This window comes from Thermopolyspora sp. NPDC052614, from assembly GCF_040678635.1.
Taxonomy (GTDB): Bacteria; Actinomycetota; Actinomycetes; order Streptosporangiales; family Streptosporangiaceae; genus Thermopolyspora.
The window spans coordinates 825,755-842,836 of record NZ_JBFATZ010000001.1 but is presented as its reverse complement, the minus strand read 5'-3'; the positions used below and the strand labels follow the sequence as shown (position 1 = coordinate 842,836).

11 protein-coding genes are annotated in these 17,082 nt (G+C 69.8%); 8 read left to right on the top strand and 3 right to left on the bottom strand.

The genetic code is table 11. The annotated features are described in order from the left end of the window. From AB0K60_RS03550 to AB0K60_RS03540, 3 genes are all read right to left on the bottom strand, one after another. The coding region (locus AB0K60_RS03550; protein WP_364048109.1) for a condensation domain-containing protein at positions 1-1,288 on the bottom strand (1,288 nt) is incomplete at its 3' end. A gap of 90 nt (positions 1,289-1,378) precedes the next feature. Further along, positions 1,379-5,179, bottom strand: a complete 3,801-nt coding sequence (locus AB0K60_RS03545) for an SDR family NAD(P)-dependent oxidoreductase (RefSeq protein ID WP_364048107.1) — start codon at positions 5,177-5,179, stop codon at positions 1,379-1,381. After that, positions 5,176-5,961, bottom strand: coding sequence for an alpha/beta fold hydrolase (locus tag AB0K60_RS03540; RefSeq protein WP_364048105.1), 786 nt, complete (start codon positions 5,959-5,961; stop codon positions 5,176-5,178). The genes AB0K60_RS03545 and AB0K60_RS03540 overlap by 4 nt, the downstream gene beginning before the upstream one ends. A 656-nt stretch (positions 5,962-6,617) precedes the next feature. Here AB0K60_RS03540 and AB0K60_RS03535 point away from each other — a divergent pair. The 8 genes from AB0K60_RS03535 (at position 6,618) to AB0K60_RS03500 (ending at position 17,045) form a co-directional block, all read left to right on the top strand. After that, positions 6,618-7,592 carry an ATP-binding cassette domain-containing protein gene (locus AB0K60_RS03535; RefSeq protein WP_364048103.1) on the top strand — a complete coding sequence of 325 codons (975 nt, stop codon included), beginning with the start codon at positions 6,618-6,620 and terminating at the stop codon, positions 7,590-7,592. Beyond that, the gene (locus tag AB0K60_RS03530) at positions 7,589-8,425 is read left to right on the top strand and encodes an ABC transporter permease (protein ID WP_364048101.1); all 837 of its coding nucleotides are present in this window, start codon (positions 7,589-7,591) and stop codon (positions 8,423-8,425) included. The genes AB0K60_RS03535 and AB0K60_RS03530 overlap by 4 nt, the downstream gene beginning before the upstream one ends. Positions 8,426-8,472: 47 nt before the next feature. Beyond that, positions 8,473-9,165, top strand: a complete 693-nt coding sequence (locus tag AB0K60_RS03525; RefSeq protein WP_364048099.1) for a hypothetical protein — start codon at positions 8,473-8,475, stop codon at positions 9,163-9,165. 68 nt (positions 9,166-9,233) lie between these two features. After that, positions 9,234-9,872 carry an FMN-binding negative transcriptional regulator gene (locus AB0K60_RS03520; protein WP_364048097.1) on the top strand — a complete coding sequence of 213 codons (639 nt, stop codon included), beginning with the start codon at positions 9,234-9,236 and terminating at the stop codon, positions 9,870-9,872. A gap of 339 nt (positions 9,873-10,211) precedes the next feature. Then, the gene (locus AB0K60_RS03515) at positions 10,212-10,796 is read left to right on the top strand and encodes an LmbU family transcriptional regulator (protein WP_364048095.1); all 585 of its coding nucleotides are present in this window, start codon (positions 10,212-10,214) and stop codon (positions 10,794-10,796) included. A 133-nt stretch (positions 10,797-10,929) separates the two neighbouring features. Further along, positions 10,930-13,251 (top strand): prolyl oligopeptidase family serine peptidase, encoded by a 2,322-nt coding sequence (locus AB0K60_RS03510; RefSeq protein ID WP_364048093.1) that lies wholly within the window; start codon positions 10,930-10,932, stop codon positions 13,249-13,251. 372 nt (positions 13,252-13,623) lie between these two features. Then, complete coding sequence (locus tag AB0K60_RS03505) at positions 13,624-14,916, top strand: SidA/IucD/PvdA family monooxygenase (RefSeq protein WP_364048091.1); 1,293 nt, start codon at positions 13,624-13,626, stop codon at positions 14,914-14,916. A 269-nt stretch (positions 14,917-15,185) separates the two neighbouring features. After that, entirely contained in the window at positions 15,186-17,045 is a 1,860-nt protein-coding gene (locus AB0K60_RS03500; RefSeq protein WP_364048089.1) for a RiPP maturation radical SAM C-methyltransferase, read from the top strand. Positions 17,046-17,082 lie beyond the last annotated feature (37 nt).

The following is a 17,082-nucleotide window of genomic DNA, read 5'->3' as shown; positions in this document are numbered from 1 at the left end:
CCGGCTCGGTCACCAGCGCCTCCAGCACCAGCAACAACCGCGCCGCCAGCCCCTCGGCCGTCCCCCGGTCGAACAGATCCACCGCGTACTCCAGGACGCAGCGCACGGCGCCCGTTGCGGAGTCGTGGGCGAAGTTGAACTCCAGGTCGAACTTCGCGGTCCCCGTGGGGACGGCCTCCAGCGACGCGGACACCCCCGGCAGGCTCAGCGCGATCCGGTCCTCGGACTGCCAGGTGCACATCACCTGGAACAGCGGATGATGCGCGGTGGACCGCTCGGGGTTCAGCGCCTCCACCAGCCGGTCGAAGGGCGCGTCCTGGTTCTCGTACGCCTCCAGCGCCCGGTCCCGGACCTGCGCCAGCACCTGCTCGAAGGTGGGATTGCCGGACAGGTCGACCCGCAGCACCCAGGTGTTGACGAAGAAGCCCACCGAGTCGGCCAGCGCCTCGTCCGTACGCCCCGCGATCGTGGCGCCGATCGGGATGTCCTGGTCCGCCCCGAGCCGGCTGAGCAGCACCGCGAGCGCCGCCTGCATGACCATCGGCGTCGTCGCGCCGCGGGCGCGCGCCACCCGCCCGGCCGCGGCCAGCAGGTCGGCGGGGACCGGGAATGTGACGACGTCGCCGCGGTGGCCGGCCACGGGCGGGCGCGGCCTGTCCGTGGGCAGCGGAAGCGGCGACGGGATGCCGGCGAGCCGGTCCAGCCAGTACCGCGACTGGGTGGCCAGCCTGCTGCCGGGGTCGTCGGGGTCGCCCAGCAGTTCCCGCTGCCACAGCACGTAGTCGCCGTACTGCACGGGCGGTTCCGGCCACCGCGGCGCGGCGGACCGCACCCGGGCGGCGTACGCCGTCTCCAGGTCCCGGGCCAGCGGCGCCATCGACTCGCCGTCCACGGCGATGTGGTGGATCACCAGCACGAGCACGTGCTCCTCCGCGCCGATCCGCAGCACCGTCGCCCGCACCGGGATCTCCGCGGACAGATCGAACCGGTGGCGTGCCGCCCGCTCGGTCGCCGCCACGGCCTCGCCGGCGCTCACGTCGAGGACCGGAATGTCGTACTCGAGCCTCTCGACCGGCACCACGAGCTGAGCCGGGTCGCCCGCGTTGTCGACGATCCGGGTACGCAGGATCTCGTGCCGGCCGATGACGTCCCGCACCGCCGCGCACAGCGCCGCGACGTCGAGGGGTCCGCGCAGCCGTACCACGAACGGGACGTTGTACGTCGCCGACGGTCCCTCGAACCGGTCGATGAACCACAGGCGCCGCTGGGCGTTGGACAGAGGGATCATCTTCGCGTCCACTTCTCGATCGGCATCGCATGGCGTTCCCGCCCCCGGCGCGGGGGCGGGCGGAGGGCGGTCAGGGCGGCGGGGCCGCGGTCATCGCTTGGCGGGGCCGCCGCCGTACGCTTCGGCGATGGCGGCCGCCATGCCTGCCACGGTGGGGGCGGTGTAAAGCTCCCGGCTCGTGAGCCGTACGGACAGCCGCCGGTCCACGAGCGCGAGGAGCCGGGCGGCGCGAAGGGAGTCGCCGCCGAGGTCGAAGAACGAGTCGTCCCTGCCGACCACCGGCCGGTTGAGCGCCTCGGACCAGATGCCGGCGATTCGGCGTTCCAGCTCGGTGACGGGCTCGGCGGTCGTCCGGCCCGCCCGCTCGGCGTCGAGCAGGAGCCGCGTCGCGTCGACGCCGCCGTCCCGGTCGGCGACGATCCGCGGCACCCGCACCACCCGGAGCGGGACCGGGCACCGCCGCCCGGCCGGGGCGAGGGCCGCACGCACCTGTCCGGGTTCCACCTGGTCGCCGGTGTAGGCGACGAGCAGCTCGCCGACGCGCAGACGATCCGGGGCCAGCTCGTTGACGATCGCCGGGTTCGCCAGGTCGAGGCCGACGAGCAGGTAGTGATGCGGCGCCGTGACGGCGGCGAGGAACAGGCGCAGCCCGTGCGCCGGGTCGATCGGGCGAAACCCGCGGCGCCGCGCGGCCGCAGTCGGCTGCGAGCGGTTCATGCCGACGCCGGTCCACATGCTCCAGCCGAGGCAGTGCACCGTCCGGCGGCGCTCGTGACGCCAATGATCGGCGAATCCGACGAGGAAGCCGTTGGCCGCCGCGTACGCCCCGAAGGAGTGCCCCCCGAACTCGCCGTTGACCGAGCCGAACAGCACCAGGCTCGCGTCCGGCCGAGACTCCAGCACCCGCGCGACCGACAGCGTGCCCGCCACCTTGGCCCGGTAGTGCTCGGCGTACGTCGTCGCGGACTCACGGGCGATCGTGTGCCGGTCGAGGTCCGCCCACTGCCCGGTGGGGTCCTCCCCCGCCAGGTGCAAAACGCCGTCGATCGGCCGCTGCCAGCGCGCCTCGGCGGTCTTCACGGCCGCCTCGACCAGGCCGGGTTTCGCCACGTCGAGCAGGTGGTATTCGACCTCGCCGAGGGCGGCGAGGTCCGCGAGCCGTCTGCCGCGCTCCCCTTCGGGCCGTGACCGGCCCACGAGCACCAACCGGACCCCGTAGGCGGCCAGGAGATGGCCGCAGATCTCGTGCGCGATGCCGCCCAGCCCTCCGGTGACCAGGTACAGCCCGCCCGGAACCACCGGCGGGCCCGCGTCGGCGCCGATCTCGTCGTCCACGGGCACGAGGCGCGGCCACAGGCGCCGACCCTGCCGCACCGCCACGACGCCGGCGTGCAGGCGGTCGGCGAGCTCGACGCGGACCGCCTCCCGCCACTCCCGCCGTTCGGGGGGCAGGTCCACCTGCCGGACCACGGCCGGGGCGGCCTCGTCGGCCGCGGTCCTGATCAGCGCCGGCAGCGCGCAGGTGCCCAGATCGACGGCGTCCGCCTCCGCGGCGTGCACGGCTCCGGCGGTGAGGACCAGCAGGAGCGGCCTGCCGTACTCCTGTGTGGCGAGCTCACCCGCGAAGGCGGTCACCTCCGCGGTCGCCGCCGTCAGCCGGGCGACCGGATCGTCGCCCTCGGCCGCCTCCGGGAGCGCGAGCACCACCGAGGACAACGGGCCGTGCCGCTCGGTCACCGTGGCCAGCAGGCGCCGCACGTCCTCGCGCCGACCGGCCGCGACGCGGTGGCGCCCGGGCGTCGTTCGGCCCGGCCCGTGCCCGTCCCTGACCGCGACGACGGCGCCGTCCGGGGCCAGCAGGCCGAGTACGGCGTCCTCGCCGACCACCAGGCACGTTCCGGTCCGCGGCGCCTCTGCTTCGGGCGGGGGGAGCTCCACCCACTGCCGCCGCACCAGCCAGGCGTCGGGCTCGGCCGCGGGCTCGCTTTCGAACACGCGGTCGGCGAACGCCCCGGCGCGCAGGGCCTTCACCAGCGCCGCCCGCTGGATCTTCCCGCTGGCGGTCTTCGGGAACTCCTCCGGGGTGACCGGGACCAGCACGTCGGGCACGAGCCCGGCCTCGCGCCCGAGGACCGCCCGGATCTCGCGGACGAGGGCGTCGGCCGCGGCCGGGTCGCGCCGCTCCGGCACGAAGAAGATCACCAGCTTGTCGGTGCTCTCGCCCGGATCGCGCAGCCCGGCGGCCGCCACGAAGGTGACCCGTACGCCGTCCACGCGTTCGACGACGCTCTCGATCTCGTGCGCCAGATGGTTGACGCCGCGCACGATGATCTGGTCCTTGATCCGGCCGGCGATGACGACCTCGCCGTCGCAAACGAACGCCAGGTCGCCGGTGCGGAACCAGCCGTTCTCGTCGTAGGCGGCGGCGTTGGCCTCGTCGTTGCCGAAATACCCGCGCATCATCGTGGCGCCCGCGACGCGCAGCTCGCCGACGCGGCCCTCCGGAAGCACCGAGCCGTCCTCGCCCACGACGCGCAGCCGGACCCCGGGGATCGGTCGGCCCACCGTAGAGAGGACGACCGCCTTCTCGTCCCGGGGCGACAGGTGGCGGATGGAGCCGCCCAGCGTCGCGGGGTCGATCGCGACGGTGCCGGCCGTGCGATCGTCGCGGCTCTGCCGGGTGTAGGTGACGCCGGAGCACGTCTCCGACATCCCCCAGCACGGTGTCACCGCGTCCGCCCGCAGCCCGTGCGGTGCCAGCAGGTCGAGGAAGCGATGGCTGGTCGAGGCGATGACCGGCTCGCCCGCGTTGACAATCTCGCGCACCCGGGACAGGTCCCACGACCGCCCACGGATCTCCGCCGCGAGTTCGTTGACCAGCGAGAAGGCGAAGTTCGGGGCCCAGGTGTTGGTCACCCGATAGCGGTCCATCCAGTCCAGCCACAGCAGCGGATCGCTGAGGAAGTGGTCGATCTTGGCGTTGACGTGCAGGCACCCGAGGATCAGGTCGCGGACGTTGTACATGGCGACCGTGACGTGGTCGAGCGGCATCCAGATGAGGCCGACGTCCTCGGCGGTGAGACCGCGATGCTCGGCGACCGCGAAGGTCCGGGCCAGCAGGCCGGCGTTCGTGTGCTGCACGCACTTGGGCACGCCGGTGCTTCCCGAGGTGAGCAGGTTGAGCACCGGGTCCTGCGGCGCCGCGGGGAACGGGTCGTGATCCGGCGGGTGCGTCAGCAACTCCTCGACGGTGTGCAGCCGCACGTCCGGTTCGCCCCACAGGTCGCGTACGCCGGCCAGGGCGCCGGCGGTCGCCGCGTCGGTGAGCAGGGCCGGCCGCCCAAGCAGGCGCCACGCGTTGTGCAGCTTGCGGGTCACCTCGTTCGGGACGTCGTACGTCGTCGCGACCGCGACCGGCGTCGGCACGAACCCGCCCAGGACGCAGGCCCAGAAGGCGGTGAGGAAACAGCGGTTGTCGTCGAAGACGAAAAGCGCCGCGTCGCCGGGGCGCAACCCGGCGACGCGCAGACCGGCGAGCACGCGCTCGGCCTCGGCGAGCAGTTCGGGGTAGGTCTGCAGGACGTCGTCACGGTCGCGCCGGATGTAGACGGTGCCCTTGCCGGGGGCCCGTTCCGCCGCCGCGCGCAGCGCCTCCTGCAGCGTCGCCGGCGCTCCGGCCGGGATCCGGACCGGGCCGCCGTGCAACTCCGCCGGGGCCCTGGGCGCCGGGTCGGGCTCCGCCGGTCGGGTCGGCCGGTCCGCGGGCGCGCGCCCGACGAGCCACGCGCGCCGCCGTACCACGGCGACCGCGTCCCGCACACCGGGAATTCCCCGCGCCGCCGCGAGCACGTCGTCAACGAGTTCCGGGGCGACAAAGCCGGGAGATGTCATGTCCGCCTCCGCCCGATCGTGGCCGCGAGAATCGTTTCCGCAATGGCCGGCACCACCTCGGCGACGGCGTCGAGGAAATAGAAATGACCGCCCGGAAACACCCGGATCCGGAATTCTGCGGCGGTGCGCGTCCGCCACGGGGACATGGCGGTCAGCGGCGCCCGGGAATCGGATTCCCCGCACAGCACGGTGATGGGGCACTCCAGTGGACCGCTCGGCGACGGATCATGCCGTTCCCAGAGCGCGAAGTCCGCCCGCAGCAACGGCAGCAGGGCGCCGATGGCGTCGGCGTCCTGTGACAGTTCGGGATCCATGCCGCCGAGGGCCGCGAGTTCGGCGAGGAACTCCTCGTCCGGCAGGTCGTGCAGCCGCCGGACGCCGGTGACCCCGGGAGCCGGCTGCGCGGACAGGAAGAGGTGCTCGGGACCCTGCCGTCCCCGCGCCCGCAGCGCCGAGGCCAGCTCGTACGCGAGCGCGGCGCCGCAGGAGTGGCCGAAGAACGAGAAGCCGCCGGCGAACTCCGGCCGGAGGGCGTGGACGAGCGCGTTGACGAGCGGGCCGACCTCGGTGAACGGCTCCTCGGCGATCCGGTTCTGGCGGCCGGGCGGTTGCACCGCGACCAGTTCGATCTCCGGCGGCAGCAGGTCGGCCCATCCGGCGAACGCGGACGCGCCCGCGCCGGCGTGCGGAAAGCAGATCAGCCGGTGCGTGTGACCCGGTCTTCTCGCCCGCCACACATAGCGGCTCTCGGGGAGGAGCTCACGGCTTCGCAACGAGACCATGCGGTTCCACCACCCTGCTGATCTTGTGTAATGGAGGGGCTCCGCGAGCCTTTCAGGAACCTTTTCACATCTTGGCCGCGCGGATAATTAGAAAAGGCCGTGCCGCTGATCCCGGAAATCAGAAGGAATTTCATCGACCCGCTTTGGCGGGTCAGGTCCCCACGACGCTCAATATACATTCATCACCGCGAGCGGAGACGTCAAGGTCGCCCGCCCCCGCTCCTGTCCGGTTGACGGGACACGGCACCGGGCCGGCCTCGTCCCCGCGCGGGAGCGTCCCGTTCTCCACCCGTTCTTCACCCGTTTTTCACGGCGTCCTTACGGGACTTACGGGGTTCTTGCCAGGCGGACGGCGCCATGGCTACCTGGGAGGTGGCCCCGCCTCGGCGTCCGACGGGCGCCGCCGAGGGGTGCGCGACACCGGCGCGCAACGCGGCGCGCAACCACCGGAGCGAGCGACAGACAGGACCGACCGCCGCAGGACACATCGACCCGCCGTGGCGGACGCTCGGCCCACCACACCGCCTCCGCGCGGGGAGACCTGTGGAGACGACTCTTGCACAATGTTCAGCTAGCTACTTGCACAGTGCTCAAGTGTCATCTAGCATCGCGACTTGAACAATGTTCATGAGTATCGAACCCATGCAGGGGTCAACATGACTGTCGCGTACGACCCGACGAGCGACACCAGCGCCACGACACATGCCGCGATCGAGGGCCGTGGGCTGCGCAAGTCCTACGGCGATCAGGTGGTTCTCGATGGAATCGACCTGTCCGTCCCCGAGGGGCAGGTCTTTTCCCTTCTCGGCCCGAACGGCGCGGGCAAGACGACGATGGTGCGGATCCTCTCCACGCTGACCTCGGCCGATGCCGGAGAGGTCCGCGTTCTGGGATACGACGTGCGGCGGGAGCCGATGGCGGTGCGCTCCGTCATCGGCGTCACCGGCCAGTTCTCCGCCGTGGACAACTACCTCAGCGCAGAGGAGAACCTGCTGCTGATGGCGGATCTGTGGCACCTGCCCAAGCGGCGGGGCCGCGAGCGGGCCGCCGAACTGCTCGACCTCTTCGAGCTGGCCGCCGCCGGCAGGAAGCCGGTGTACGCCTTCTCGGGCGGCATGCGACGCCGGCTGGACCTGGCGATGACCCTGGTGGGATCGCCGCGGATCATCTTCCTCGACGAGCCGACCACCGGTCTGGACCCGCGCGGCCGGCTCGGGATGTGGGAGCTCATCCGCAATCTGGTCCGCACCGAGGCGACCTCGATCTTCCTCACCACCCAGTACCTGGAGGAGGCCGACCAACTGGCCGACCAGGTCGCCGTGCTCGATGGAGGCAGGATCGTCGCCCAAGGCACCGCGGAGGAGCTCAAGCGGCGCGTCCCCGGCGGGCACCTGATGCTGACCTTCACCTCCAGGCACGCCCTCGACGCCGCCGCGGAGCGGATCGAGGGTGCGGTCCGCGACGACGCGGATCTCACCCTGCGGGTCGCCAGCGACACCAGCGCACGGTCGGTGCTGGACGTGCTCACCCGGATCGACGCCGACGAGGTCCCGCACGTCTCGCTGCACACGCCCGACCTGAACGACGTGTTCCTCGCTCTCACCGGTCAGAGCCGAAAGGTCTCGTCATGACGGACTCCACCGTGGCCGCCACGCTCCCCCGCCCCTCGGGTTCCGTCAAGGTCCATCCCTTGCGCGACCTGTCCACGATGCTGCGGCGCAACATGAAGAACCAGTTCCGCGACAAGGTGGCCGTAGGCGCCATCATCGGCATCCCCGTGCTCTTCCTGCTGCTGTTCAACTACGTCTTCGGCGGCGCTCTCGGGGACGCGGTGAACATCGCAGGCTCGGGCGGGTACGTCGACTACCTGCTGCCCGGTCTCATCATCATGACCGCCGCGTCACAACTGATCGGCACCTCCACGCAGACGAGTGTCGACATGACGGGGGGCATCTACAACCGCTTTCGTACGATGGCCATCTACACCCCGTCCATCCTCGTCGCCCGCGTCCTGGCCAGCGTGATCCAGGCCCTCCTCAGCATGGCGGTCGTCACCGGGATCGCCTTCCTCATGGGCCTGTCCCCCAACGCCACGCCCCTGGAGTGGCTCGCCGTCGTCGGATTCCTGGCCTACGTCAGCCTGGCCTTGTGCTGGCTGGGCCTCGCCTTCGGCCTCGCCGCCAAGACCGTCGGCTCGGCCAGCAACGGCCCCTTCCCGCTGGTTCTGCTCCCGCTGGTCGGTTCGGGAATCGTGCCGCCCGAGTCGATGTCGACCGGCGTGCGGTACTTCGCCGAGTATCAGCCGTTCACCCCGATGATCGACACGCTGCGCGGGCTGATGTACGGCACCCCGATCGGCGACAGCGCCGTCATCGCCCTCGCCTGGACGACGGGGATCGGCGTCCTCGGCCTCTTCTGGTCCATCAAGGCGTTCAACCGCGAGCGGCCCGATCAGCCGAACTGACCGATCAGCCCGGCCGGCCGAGCCGGCGGACCGCCATGGAGGATGACGTGCCCACCTTCAACACTCCCGAGCCCATCCGGGCCACCATCACAGTGGCGGCCGGCGAGGTCGCCATCGTCGCCGGCGATCGTGCCGACACTGTGGTGACGGTCGAGCCGTACGATCCGGCGCAGCCGACCGATATCGAGGCCGTCCAGGAGGTGGACATCGGCTACACGGAGGCGGACGGGCTGTGGGTCCGGCAGGGCCACCCGTGGCGGTACAGGTACCTCGGGGAGCCGCCGCCCGGGACGGTGTCCATCACCGTTCGACTCCCCACCGGGTCCGAGGTGCGGGGAAGGGCGTACCTGGGCACCATCCGCAGCGAGGGCCTCCTCGGCGCGTGCGAGTTCAGCGCCAGCTCCGGCCGGCTCCAGCTGGCCGAGATCGGCGGGGACCTTCGGGCCAGAAACCGCAACGGAAGCATCCTCGTCCAGCGCGCCGACGCCAACGTCGACGCCAAGACCAACGTCGGGAACATCGTGGTCGGCGAGGTCGCGCGCGGCACGGTCGACCTGGCGACCGACATCGGAGAGGTCGAGGTGGGCGTTCGCCCGGGCACCGGTGTCGACCTGAGCGCGCATTCCAAGCTGGGCCGCGTCCTCAACAGGCTGCCGGCTGAGAACGGCACGGCGTCCGCGTCCACCGTGAAGATCCGCGCCCGCACCAGCCTCGACGACATCATCATCAGAAGGTCCTGAACCGGCGGCCGGCGAGGCCCTCCGCATCGCCGGGCGCCACGGGGTCGCCCCCCGGCCCGGGAGGTTCGATGTTCGTACCCAGCCACTACCGTCCGCCTGACACCTCGTGGATGGTCGAGATCATCACAGGCAACCCGCTGGCGCTGATGACGAGCAACGGCGCGACGGGGGACGTTCCGTTCGCCACCCACCTCCCGGTGATCCCGGAATTCGTCGACGCCGCGTCCGCCGATCTGGCGGGCAGCGTATTGCTGTGCCATTTGAATCGGGCGAACCCGCACTGGGCCGCGCTGAAGGACGGCGGCGCCGTTCTCCTGACATTCACCGGACCGCACGCATATGTAACGCCGGCCGTCTATGAATACACGCCGTGCGCACCGACCTGGAATTTCACATCAGTGCATGTCCGCGGCATCGTCCAGAAGCTTGACTCGATTGACGACACGCTCCATGTGGTGCAGGCCACGGTGCACGCTTTCGAGGAGAAATTCGGGAGCCACTGGGACATGCGCGATTCTCTCGGATATTTCCGTAAGATCGCGCCGGCGGTCGGCGCCCTCCGCGTCCGCGTGATCCGCTGCGAGGGAATGTTCAAACTGAGCCAGGAACAGCGGCGCGAGGTCCGCGACCGGGTGCGGTCGTCGTTCAACCGGCATCCGAGCACCCAGTGCCGCGACGTGGCCGAGCTGATGGGACGGTTGCCCTGACGCCGCCCGCGAAGCCGGGTCCGGGCCGGATATAACGTATCCGAAAAACACAAAAAAGCGCGTCGGCGAGGGCGCAAACTGCGCATTCTCCGCACCGTGATTTTTGCGCCACCATTTATGCCCCTTATGCCCGATGTCAGCGGCCTCACATCCTGACCGCAACCAGGAGACTTTCTCGCCCACCCTGGACACATACCTCTTTCGAGGTAAGATGACGCCGGGTAGGTGATGAGGATGGATAATACGAGAAGACTGCATCCCGCAAGTCCGGTTACCGTCCGCGATCGGCTTCCGAGGCCGCGACCACACCCGGTCGACAACGCATTACCGGCGAAGGTTATGACCACAAAGATCGGCCTGCATCTTCCGCCGACGCTTTCCTTTGATGAATGGGAACTCGCCGGGCGCCGTCTGTCCGGCATTGTCGACTCGTCCTGCTGGTGGCTGGGCGACTGGCTGGTCTTCGGCAAAGACCGGTACTCCGACAGGTATCAGCGGGGCATCGCGGCGGTCGGTCTGCAGTACCAGACGCTCAGGAACTACGCCTGGGTGTCGCGACGGTTCCCCCTGCACCGCCGTCGCGCCGCGTTGACGTTTCAGCACCACGCCGAGCTCGCGTCACTACCCAGCGAGGAGCAGGACAAGTGGCTGGACCTGGCCGAGCAGGGAAACTGGACGACGAAGCAGTTACGCAACGCCGTGCAGCTCAGCCGGCAGAAGTCGCTGTCGGCGCGGGCCACCGACGAGAGCGAGACCGTCAAGAGACTCGCCCTGCCGGGCGGCCGGATCGACTGGTGGCGTAAGGCCGCGGAACAGTCGGGCGCCGACCTTGATCAGTGGGTGCTCGCCACCCTGGATCAGGCGGCGGAGCAGGTCCTCAGCGCCGACCGGCCGACCGCGCTCGACATCACCGTCAACGCCTGACGCTCCTCGTGACATCGCCCGCGGCACGAAGCCGGGCGAAATCGTCGGCGTCTTCGCCGCAAGGCCGCTCCTCCCGAGGCGGTGCCGTCGGCGGCGCCGAGATCGCCGTTCCCCCACGGCCCGAAGGAAGATCATGGCCAGCGAATCGAATCGGCTTGCCGTCCGCGCCTACGAGACGGCGGAGAAGCTGCTCCGTCACAACCGCGCCAACCTGGTGAAAAGGTCCAAAGTGACGCCCAGGTGGCTGGACGGGGGCGAGCGCTTCTGGTACGCGGTCGACACCGAGGAGGGCAAGAGATTCGTCCTCGTCGACCCCGAGGCCGGCACCCGCCGGGACGCCTTCGATCACGTCCGCCTCGCCGCGCGACTGGCCGAGGCGTCGGGCCAGGAGGTGAGCGCGCGAGCGCTGCCCTTCTCCGCGATCGCCCTGTCGGGCGGCGCAGCGGGCGGCACGGCGTATGACATGGTGGAGTTCGACGCCTTCGGCCCGCACTGGCGATGCTCGCTGGAGACCTACCTGTGTGAGAAGTCCGAAGCCGCACCCCCGGGCAACCCGCTGGAGGTCGTCGCGCCCGACGGCCGCCACGCGGTCTACCGTTCGGGTCACAACCTGCGCGTGCGCCTCCCGGACGGTCTCGGCGAGCGCGCCCTGACCTCGGACGGCACCCCCGATCAGGACTACGGCGCCAACCCCGACGCCCTCATGTACTCGACCCTGCTCACCAGGCTGGGCCTTCCGCACATGCCACCCGCCGTGGCCTGGTCGCCCGACTCCACCCGGATCCTGACACATCGGACCGACCTGCGCGGGGTGCGCCGGACCCACCTGCTGCGCAGCGCGCCCACCGACGGCGGCCCGCCCGAGACCCTCAGCCTGCGCTCGGCCCATCCCGGAGATGACCGGCTGCCTCTGGCAGAGTTCGTCGTCATCGACGTCGTCACCGGCTCGCTGGTCCGGGCCCGCGCGGAGCCGGTGCCGATGCCGTTGCTGTCGCCGATCTTCAGCCGATGGGCGTGGTGGGCGCCCGACGGCTCCGCCGTGTACTACCTGAGCACCTCCCGGGACGCGCGCACGCTGAGCCTGAATCGGCTCGACCCCGAATCCGGAGCCGTACGAACGGTGATGAGCGAGACCGGCGCGACGCGCGTGGAGCCCTCGCAGCGGCAACTCGGGCGACCGATGGTCCGGGTGCTCTCCGGCGGCGACGAGGTGCTCTGGTACTCCCAGCGGGACGGCTGGGGCCATCTCTACCTGTGCGCGGCCGAGTCCGGGAAGCCGATCACACAGGTCACCTCCGGACCATGGGCGGTGCAGGAGATCGTGCACGTCGACGAGGAACGGCGGGTGGTCTTCTTCACCGCCGCGGGGCTCGTCGAGGAGGACCCGTACCGCAGGTCGGTGTGCCGGGCCGACCTGGACGGCTCCGGCTTCGCCCGGATCACCGACGACGAACTCGATCACGTCATCACGGTTCCGCCCGGCGGGCGGTACTTCGTCGACTCGGCGTCCACGACCGGCACCCCTCCCGTGATCACCGTGCGCGCGTGGGACGGACGGGTGCTGGTCGAGCTGGAGCGTGCCGATGTCACCGGCCTGCGGGCGACCGGCTGGAGCCCGCCCGAACGGATCCGTACGACCGCGGCGGACGGCAGGACCGAGATCTACGGCCTGCTCTACCGGCCGCACGACTTCGACCCCGAGCGCCGCTACCCGGTCGTCGACACGCCGTACGGGCTTCCCACCGACACCCGCGTGAGCCCGTCGTTCGACCCCGGCGCGTACGGCTACGAGGCCGAGGCGCTGGCGGCCCTGGGCTTCGTCGTCGTCGCGATCGACGGGCGGGGTTCGCCCGGCCGAAGCAAGTCGTTCCACGACGTGTCCTACGGTGATCTCGGAGACGCCGCAGGCCTGTCCGACCACGTGGCGGCGCTGCGCGAGCTGGCCGGGACCCGGCCGTGGATGGACCTCGGCCGGGTGGGCGTGACCGGCATGTCGGGCGGCGGTTTCGCGGCCGTGCGGGCGCTGCTCAAGTACCCCGAAATGTTCTCCGTGGCGGTCGCGGAGTCGGGGATGCACGACTTCCGCTTCGTCGACCTCGGCCTGGCCGAGCCCTATCACGGCCCCGTCGCGGAGGCCGACTACGTCGCGGCCTCCAACGTGGAACTGGCCGACCGGCTCCAGGGGAGGCTGCTGCTGGTGCACGGCGGTCTCGACGACAGGGTCTCGCCGCACCTGACCCTACGGCTCGCCGAGCGCCTCATCCGCGCCGATAAGGACTTCGACCTGCTCATCGTCCCCGACGCCGACCACATCTACTGTGGCTACGAGCACCATGTGACCCGGCGCCGTTGGGACTTCCTTGTCCGCCACCTGCTCGGCGTCGAACCGCCCGCGGGGTACCGGCTCTCCCCGGTCCCGATCGACATGGAGGCCCTCGCCGGATTTTTCGGCTGACCACGCCCGGCCGACGGCGCGAGGGGAGAGCCGCCGGGTGCCGCCGCCGGTCGTTCCGCGCCCTCCTTCCGCCGCCGGACCGCTCCGACGGGGACGGTGCCCTCCGGAGCGGGCCGCCGACGGAGAATCCCGGCCCCAATTCCGTCGTCGAACCCGACGTCTGTCCGGTCGGCCGGACAGCGCGCCTTTTCGCCGCGGCCGGATCATTGAGCCTCGCGGCGGGGTACCGTACATTTTATTCTCGGTGCGCAGACGGCTTCGAGGGCCGGGGACGTGGACTTTCACGGCGACAACGACGCAAGCCCTCGCCGAAATCTCCTGGGCGTGACGTCCGGCCGATCGTCTTCACAATTCCGCTCGCAGAGGAGTTCCATGCACATTCGAGAAAATGACGCCTACGAGATTGTCGGCGTCGGCTTCGGACCGTCCAACCTTTCTCTCGCGATCGCCCTCAGGGAACACCCGTCCAACACGCCGGAGCAGCCGATCAGGGCGGCGTTCTTCGAGAAGCAGCCCCAATTCGGCTGGCACCGCAACATGCTGCTTCCGGGCGTCACGATGCAGGTCTCCTTCCTCAAGGATCTCGTCACGTTCCGAAATCCGTTGTCCCCCTTCAGTTTCATCTCCTACCTCCATCGATCGGGCCGCCTTCCGCAGTTCGTCAACAACCAAGACTTCTTCCCGACCCGTGAGGAGTTCCACGACTACCTGGAATGGGCGCAGAGGGCCTTCTCCGACCAGGTTTTCTACGGCTCGGAGGTCGTCGCGATCCGGCGACCGGCGGGCGGCGATGCGGTCACCCACCTGGAGCTTGAGGTGCGGGATCCCGGCGGGGATGTCCGGGTGATCCACGCCCGGAACGTCGTCATCTCGACGGGCCTGGTCCCCCGGATGCCGGAGGGCGTGAGCCGGGACGACCGGGTCTGGCACAGTTCGGAGTTCCTGGAGAAGTTCAGGGCGGTCGACCGGTACGAACTCAAGAGCGTGGCGGTGATCGGCGGCGGGCAGAGCGCGGCCGAGATCACCCGGTTCCTGTACGACGAACTGCCGCACGCGCAGATCCACTCGATCACTCCGTCGTACGGCTACTCGCTGGCGGACGACACACCGTTCGCGAATCGGGTGTTCGACCCCGAAGCAGTGGACCACTACTACTTCGGGAGCTCGCAGGCGAGGCACGCCTTCTGGCACTTCCACCGCAACACCAACTACTCCGTGGTGGACAGAGACGTCATCCACGACCTGTACCGGCGCTGGTACGGCGAGGTCGTACGCAACACCAACCGCCTTCAATTCCGCAACCTCACCAGGTTGGCCGAGGTCAAGCGGTCGGGTAGCGAGACACGCCTCCTGCTGCACTCGCTCATCGACGACGACGTCCAGGAGGTGTCCGTCGACGCGGTCGCCTGCGGCACCGGCTACGACCCCATGGAGCCGACCCGGCTTCTCGGCGATCTCGGCCGGCACTGCCCGCGAGACGCCTCAGGGCGGCTCCAGGTGGCGCGCGACTACCGCGTCCTGACCACCCCCGAACTGGAGTGCGGGATCTACCTCCAGGGCGGCACCGAACACAGCCACGGCCTCACCTCCTCACTGCTGTCCAACATCGCCCTGCGCAGCGGCGAGATCGCCGACTCGATCGTGCGGAACCTCACCGGGCGCTGAGCCGGGCGTCCGCCAGGCCGCGCACCCCCGGAGCGGGGCGGGCGCGCAGGCCGCGCAGTGCCCGTCCGGTCGACCGGACATCGCCGGCAACACACGGCCTCATCCTTGTGAATCACCGGTAAATTGCGGGAAGCCCGTTTACGGGGAGAATTTCCGACCTATGGCCGGATGCCGATCTTGCCGGAGTATGGGGCATCTGCGAGGCTTAAATCGTCGGGGTCGCCTGTTTCCGAACCCGTCGGCAGGCCTCTCATGAGAAAGGTGGCGCGATGCGGGTCGCCCTCGTCAACACGCCATTCGCGGACTGGGACCGGCCGTCGGTGGCGTTGAGCCAGATCGCGGCGCACACGAAACGGGAGTTCGGCGATTCGGTCGAAGTCGAGGTGGTCTACCCCAACATAGATCTCGCACTCCTCATCGGGGCCGCGGAGTACCGCCGATTCGCGAGCAATGCGGACTACCTGACCACGGGCGTCGGTGAGTGGCTGTTCCGGCAGATGGCCTTCCCGGACACCCCGGACAACGCCACGGAATACTTCCGACGTTACTTCTGCGACGAGGGGGCGTCAGATTTCCGGGCGCGTGTGCTGCATATTCGGGAGCGATTGCGAGACTTCTGCGACGACATCATCACAAAATACCGTCTCGCCGACAGCGATATCGTGGGATTCACTTCCATGTTCGCGCAGAACCTTCCCGCCTTCGCGCTGGCGCGACTGGTCAAGGAGCGCAACCCGGAGGTCGTCACCGTGATCGGCGGGGCCAACTGCGAGGCTCCCATGGGCGCGGTGCTGGCCGAGAACGTCGCGGCACTCGACTACGTGTTCTCCGGGCCGTCCCTGCACACGTTCCCCGGCTTCGTCAGGTGCGTGCTAGAGGGCAGGCTTGATCTCGCCGACAGGATTCCCGGGATCATGTCGAAACGGAATGTGAAGATTCCCCGCTTTCGTCGCGCCGTCGGCCGGGACCGAGACATCGACGACTACATCCATCCCGACTACCAGGGCTTCGTCGACACGTTCTCCCAGGCTCAGGAGGCCCTGCGCGCCGACGCCGGGGAGGCCGAGCCGATCCTCTACTTCGAGACCTCGCGCGGGTGCTGGTGGGGAGAACGGTCGCACTGCACGTTCTGCGGGCTCAACGGCCTGGACATGGGGTACCGCACGATGTCGCCGGAGAAGGCGCTGCAGCAGTTCGAATGGTTGTTCGACTTTGCGCCATGGTGCCGCACGTTCCACGGGACGGACAACATCATGCCGCGCAACTACGCCCGTGACGTCTTTCCGAAGATGAAGCCGCCGGCCGGGGCGTCGCTGTTCTACGAGGTGAAGGTGCCGGTCGCCGACCGCGACATGCGGACGATGGCGGAGGCCGGGGTGAGCGTGGTGCAACCCGGAATCGAGGCGCTGGCGACCTCGACCCTTCAGCTCATGGCCAAGGGCACGACGGTCTTCCTCAACCTGCAGTTCCTGCAGAAGTGCCTGCGGTACGGCATCCAGCCGCTGTGGAACCTGCTCATAGGCTTCCCCGGCGAGGAGGCGAGCGTGTACCAGAAATACGAGACCGACCTGCCCAACCTGGTCCACCTGCCGCCGCCCGAGGACACGTTCCTGGTCCGCTTCGACAGGTACAGCCCCTATTTCACCAAGCGGCACGAGTACGGACTCGATCTCCGGCCGCTGGACTTCTACCGGTTGGTCTACCCGGTGGTGCCCGAGGAGCAGATCTTCGATCTCGCCTATTTCTTCGCGGACGAGAACCTGGCGCCGTACCAGACCCAGTCCATCGAATGGCTGTGGCGGCTGAAGGCGCTGACCGATGCCTGGCGGGACGCCTGGAAGGATGGCACGCCGCCCCGGCTCGTGCTCATGAAGGACGCGTCGGGGGACCTCGGCGTCCTCGACACCCGGCTCGGCACCCCCCGGTGGACGCCGGTCGAGCCCGACGGCGAGACGCTGCTACGACGGTTGGCGTCGCCCGTACGGCGCGACAGGATCCCGGCCGACCAAGGCCTGCCCGCCGTACGGGTGGAAGCGATGCTGACCGAGTTCGCCGACCGGAAATGGCTCCTGGAGGAGGACGACACCGTCTTCAGCCTGGTCACCCTGGACGAGCGGGCGCGTCACTGATCGGCCGTGGATCGGATCCGTGCGCCGCGTCCCGCGG

Bases quoted from the DNA above. Each gene is read 5' to 3' on its own strand.
- AB0K60_RS03545 (WP_364048107.1), bottom strand. From the start codon at position 5,179: ATGACATCTCCCGGCTTTGTCGCCCCGGAACTCGTTGACGACGTGCTC.
- AB0K60_RS03540 (WP_364048105.1), bottom strand. From the start codon at position 5,961: ATGGTCTCGTTGCGAAGCCGTGAGCTCCTCCCCGAGAGCCGCTATGTG.
- AB0K60_RS03535 (WP_364048103.1), top strand. From the start codon at position 6,618: ATGACTGTCGCGTACGACCCGACGAGCGACACCAGCGCCACGACACAT.
- AB0K60_RS03530 (WP_364048101.1), top strand. From the start codon at position 7,589: ATGACGGACTCCACCGTGGCCGCCACGCTCCCCCGCCCCTCGGGTTCC.
- AB0K60_RS03520 (WP_364048097.1), top strand. From the start codon at position 9,234: ATGTTCGTACCCAGCCACTACCGTCCGCCTGACACCTCGTGGATGGTC.
- AB0K60_RS03515 (WP_364048095.1), top strand. From the start codon at position 10,212: ATGACCACAAAGATCGGCCTGCATCTTCCGCCGACGCTTTCCTTTGAT.
- AB0K60_RS03510 (WP_364048093.1), top strand. From the start codon at position 10,930: ATGGCCAGCGAATCGAATCGGCTTGCCGTCCGCGCCTACGAGACGGCG.
- AB0K60_RS03505 (WP_364048091.1), top strand. From the start codon at position 13,624: ATGCACATTCGAGAAAATGACGCCTACGAGATTGTCGGCGTCGGCTTC.
- AB0K60_RS03500 (WP_364048089.1), top strand. From the start codon at position 15,186: ATGCGGGTCGCCCTCGTCAACACGCCATTCGCGGACTGGGACCGGCCG.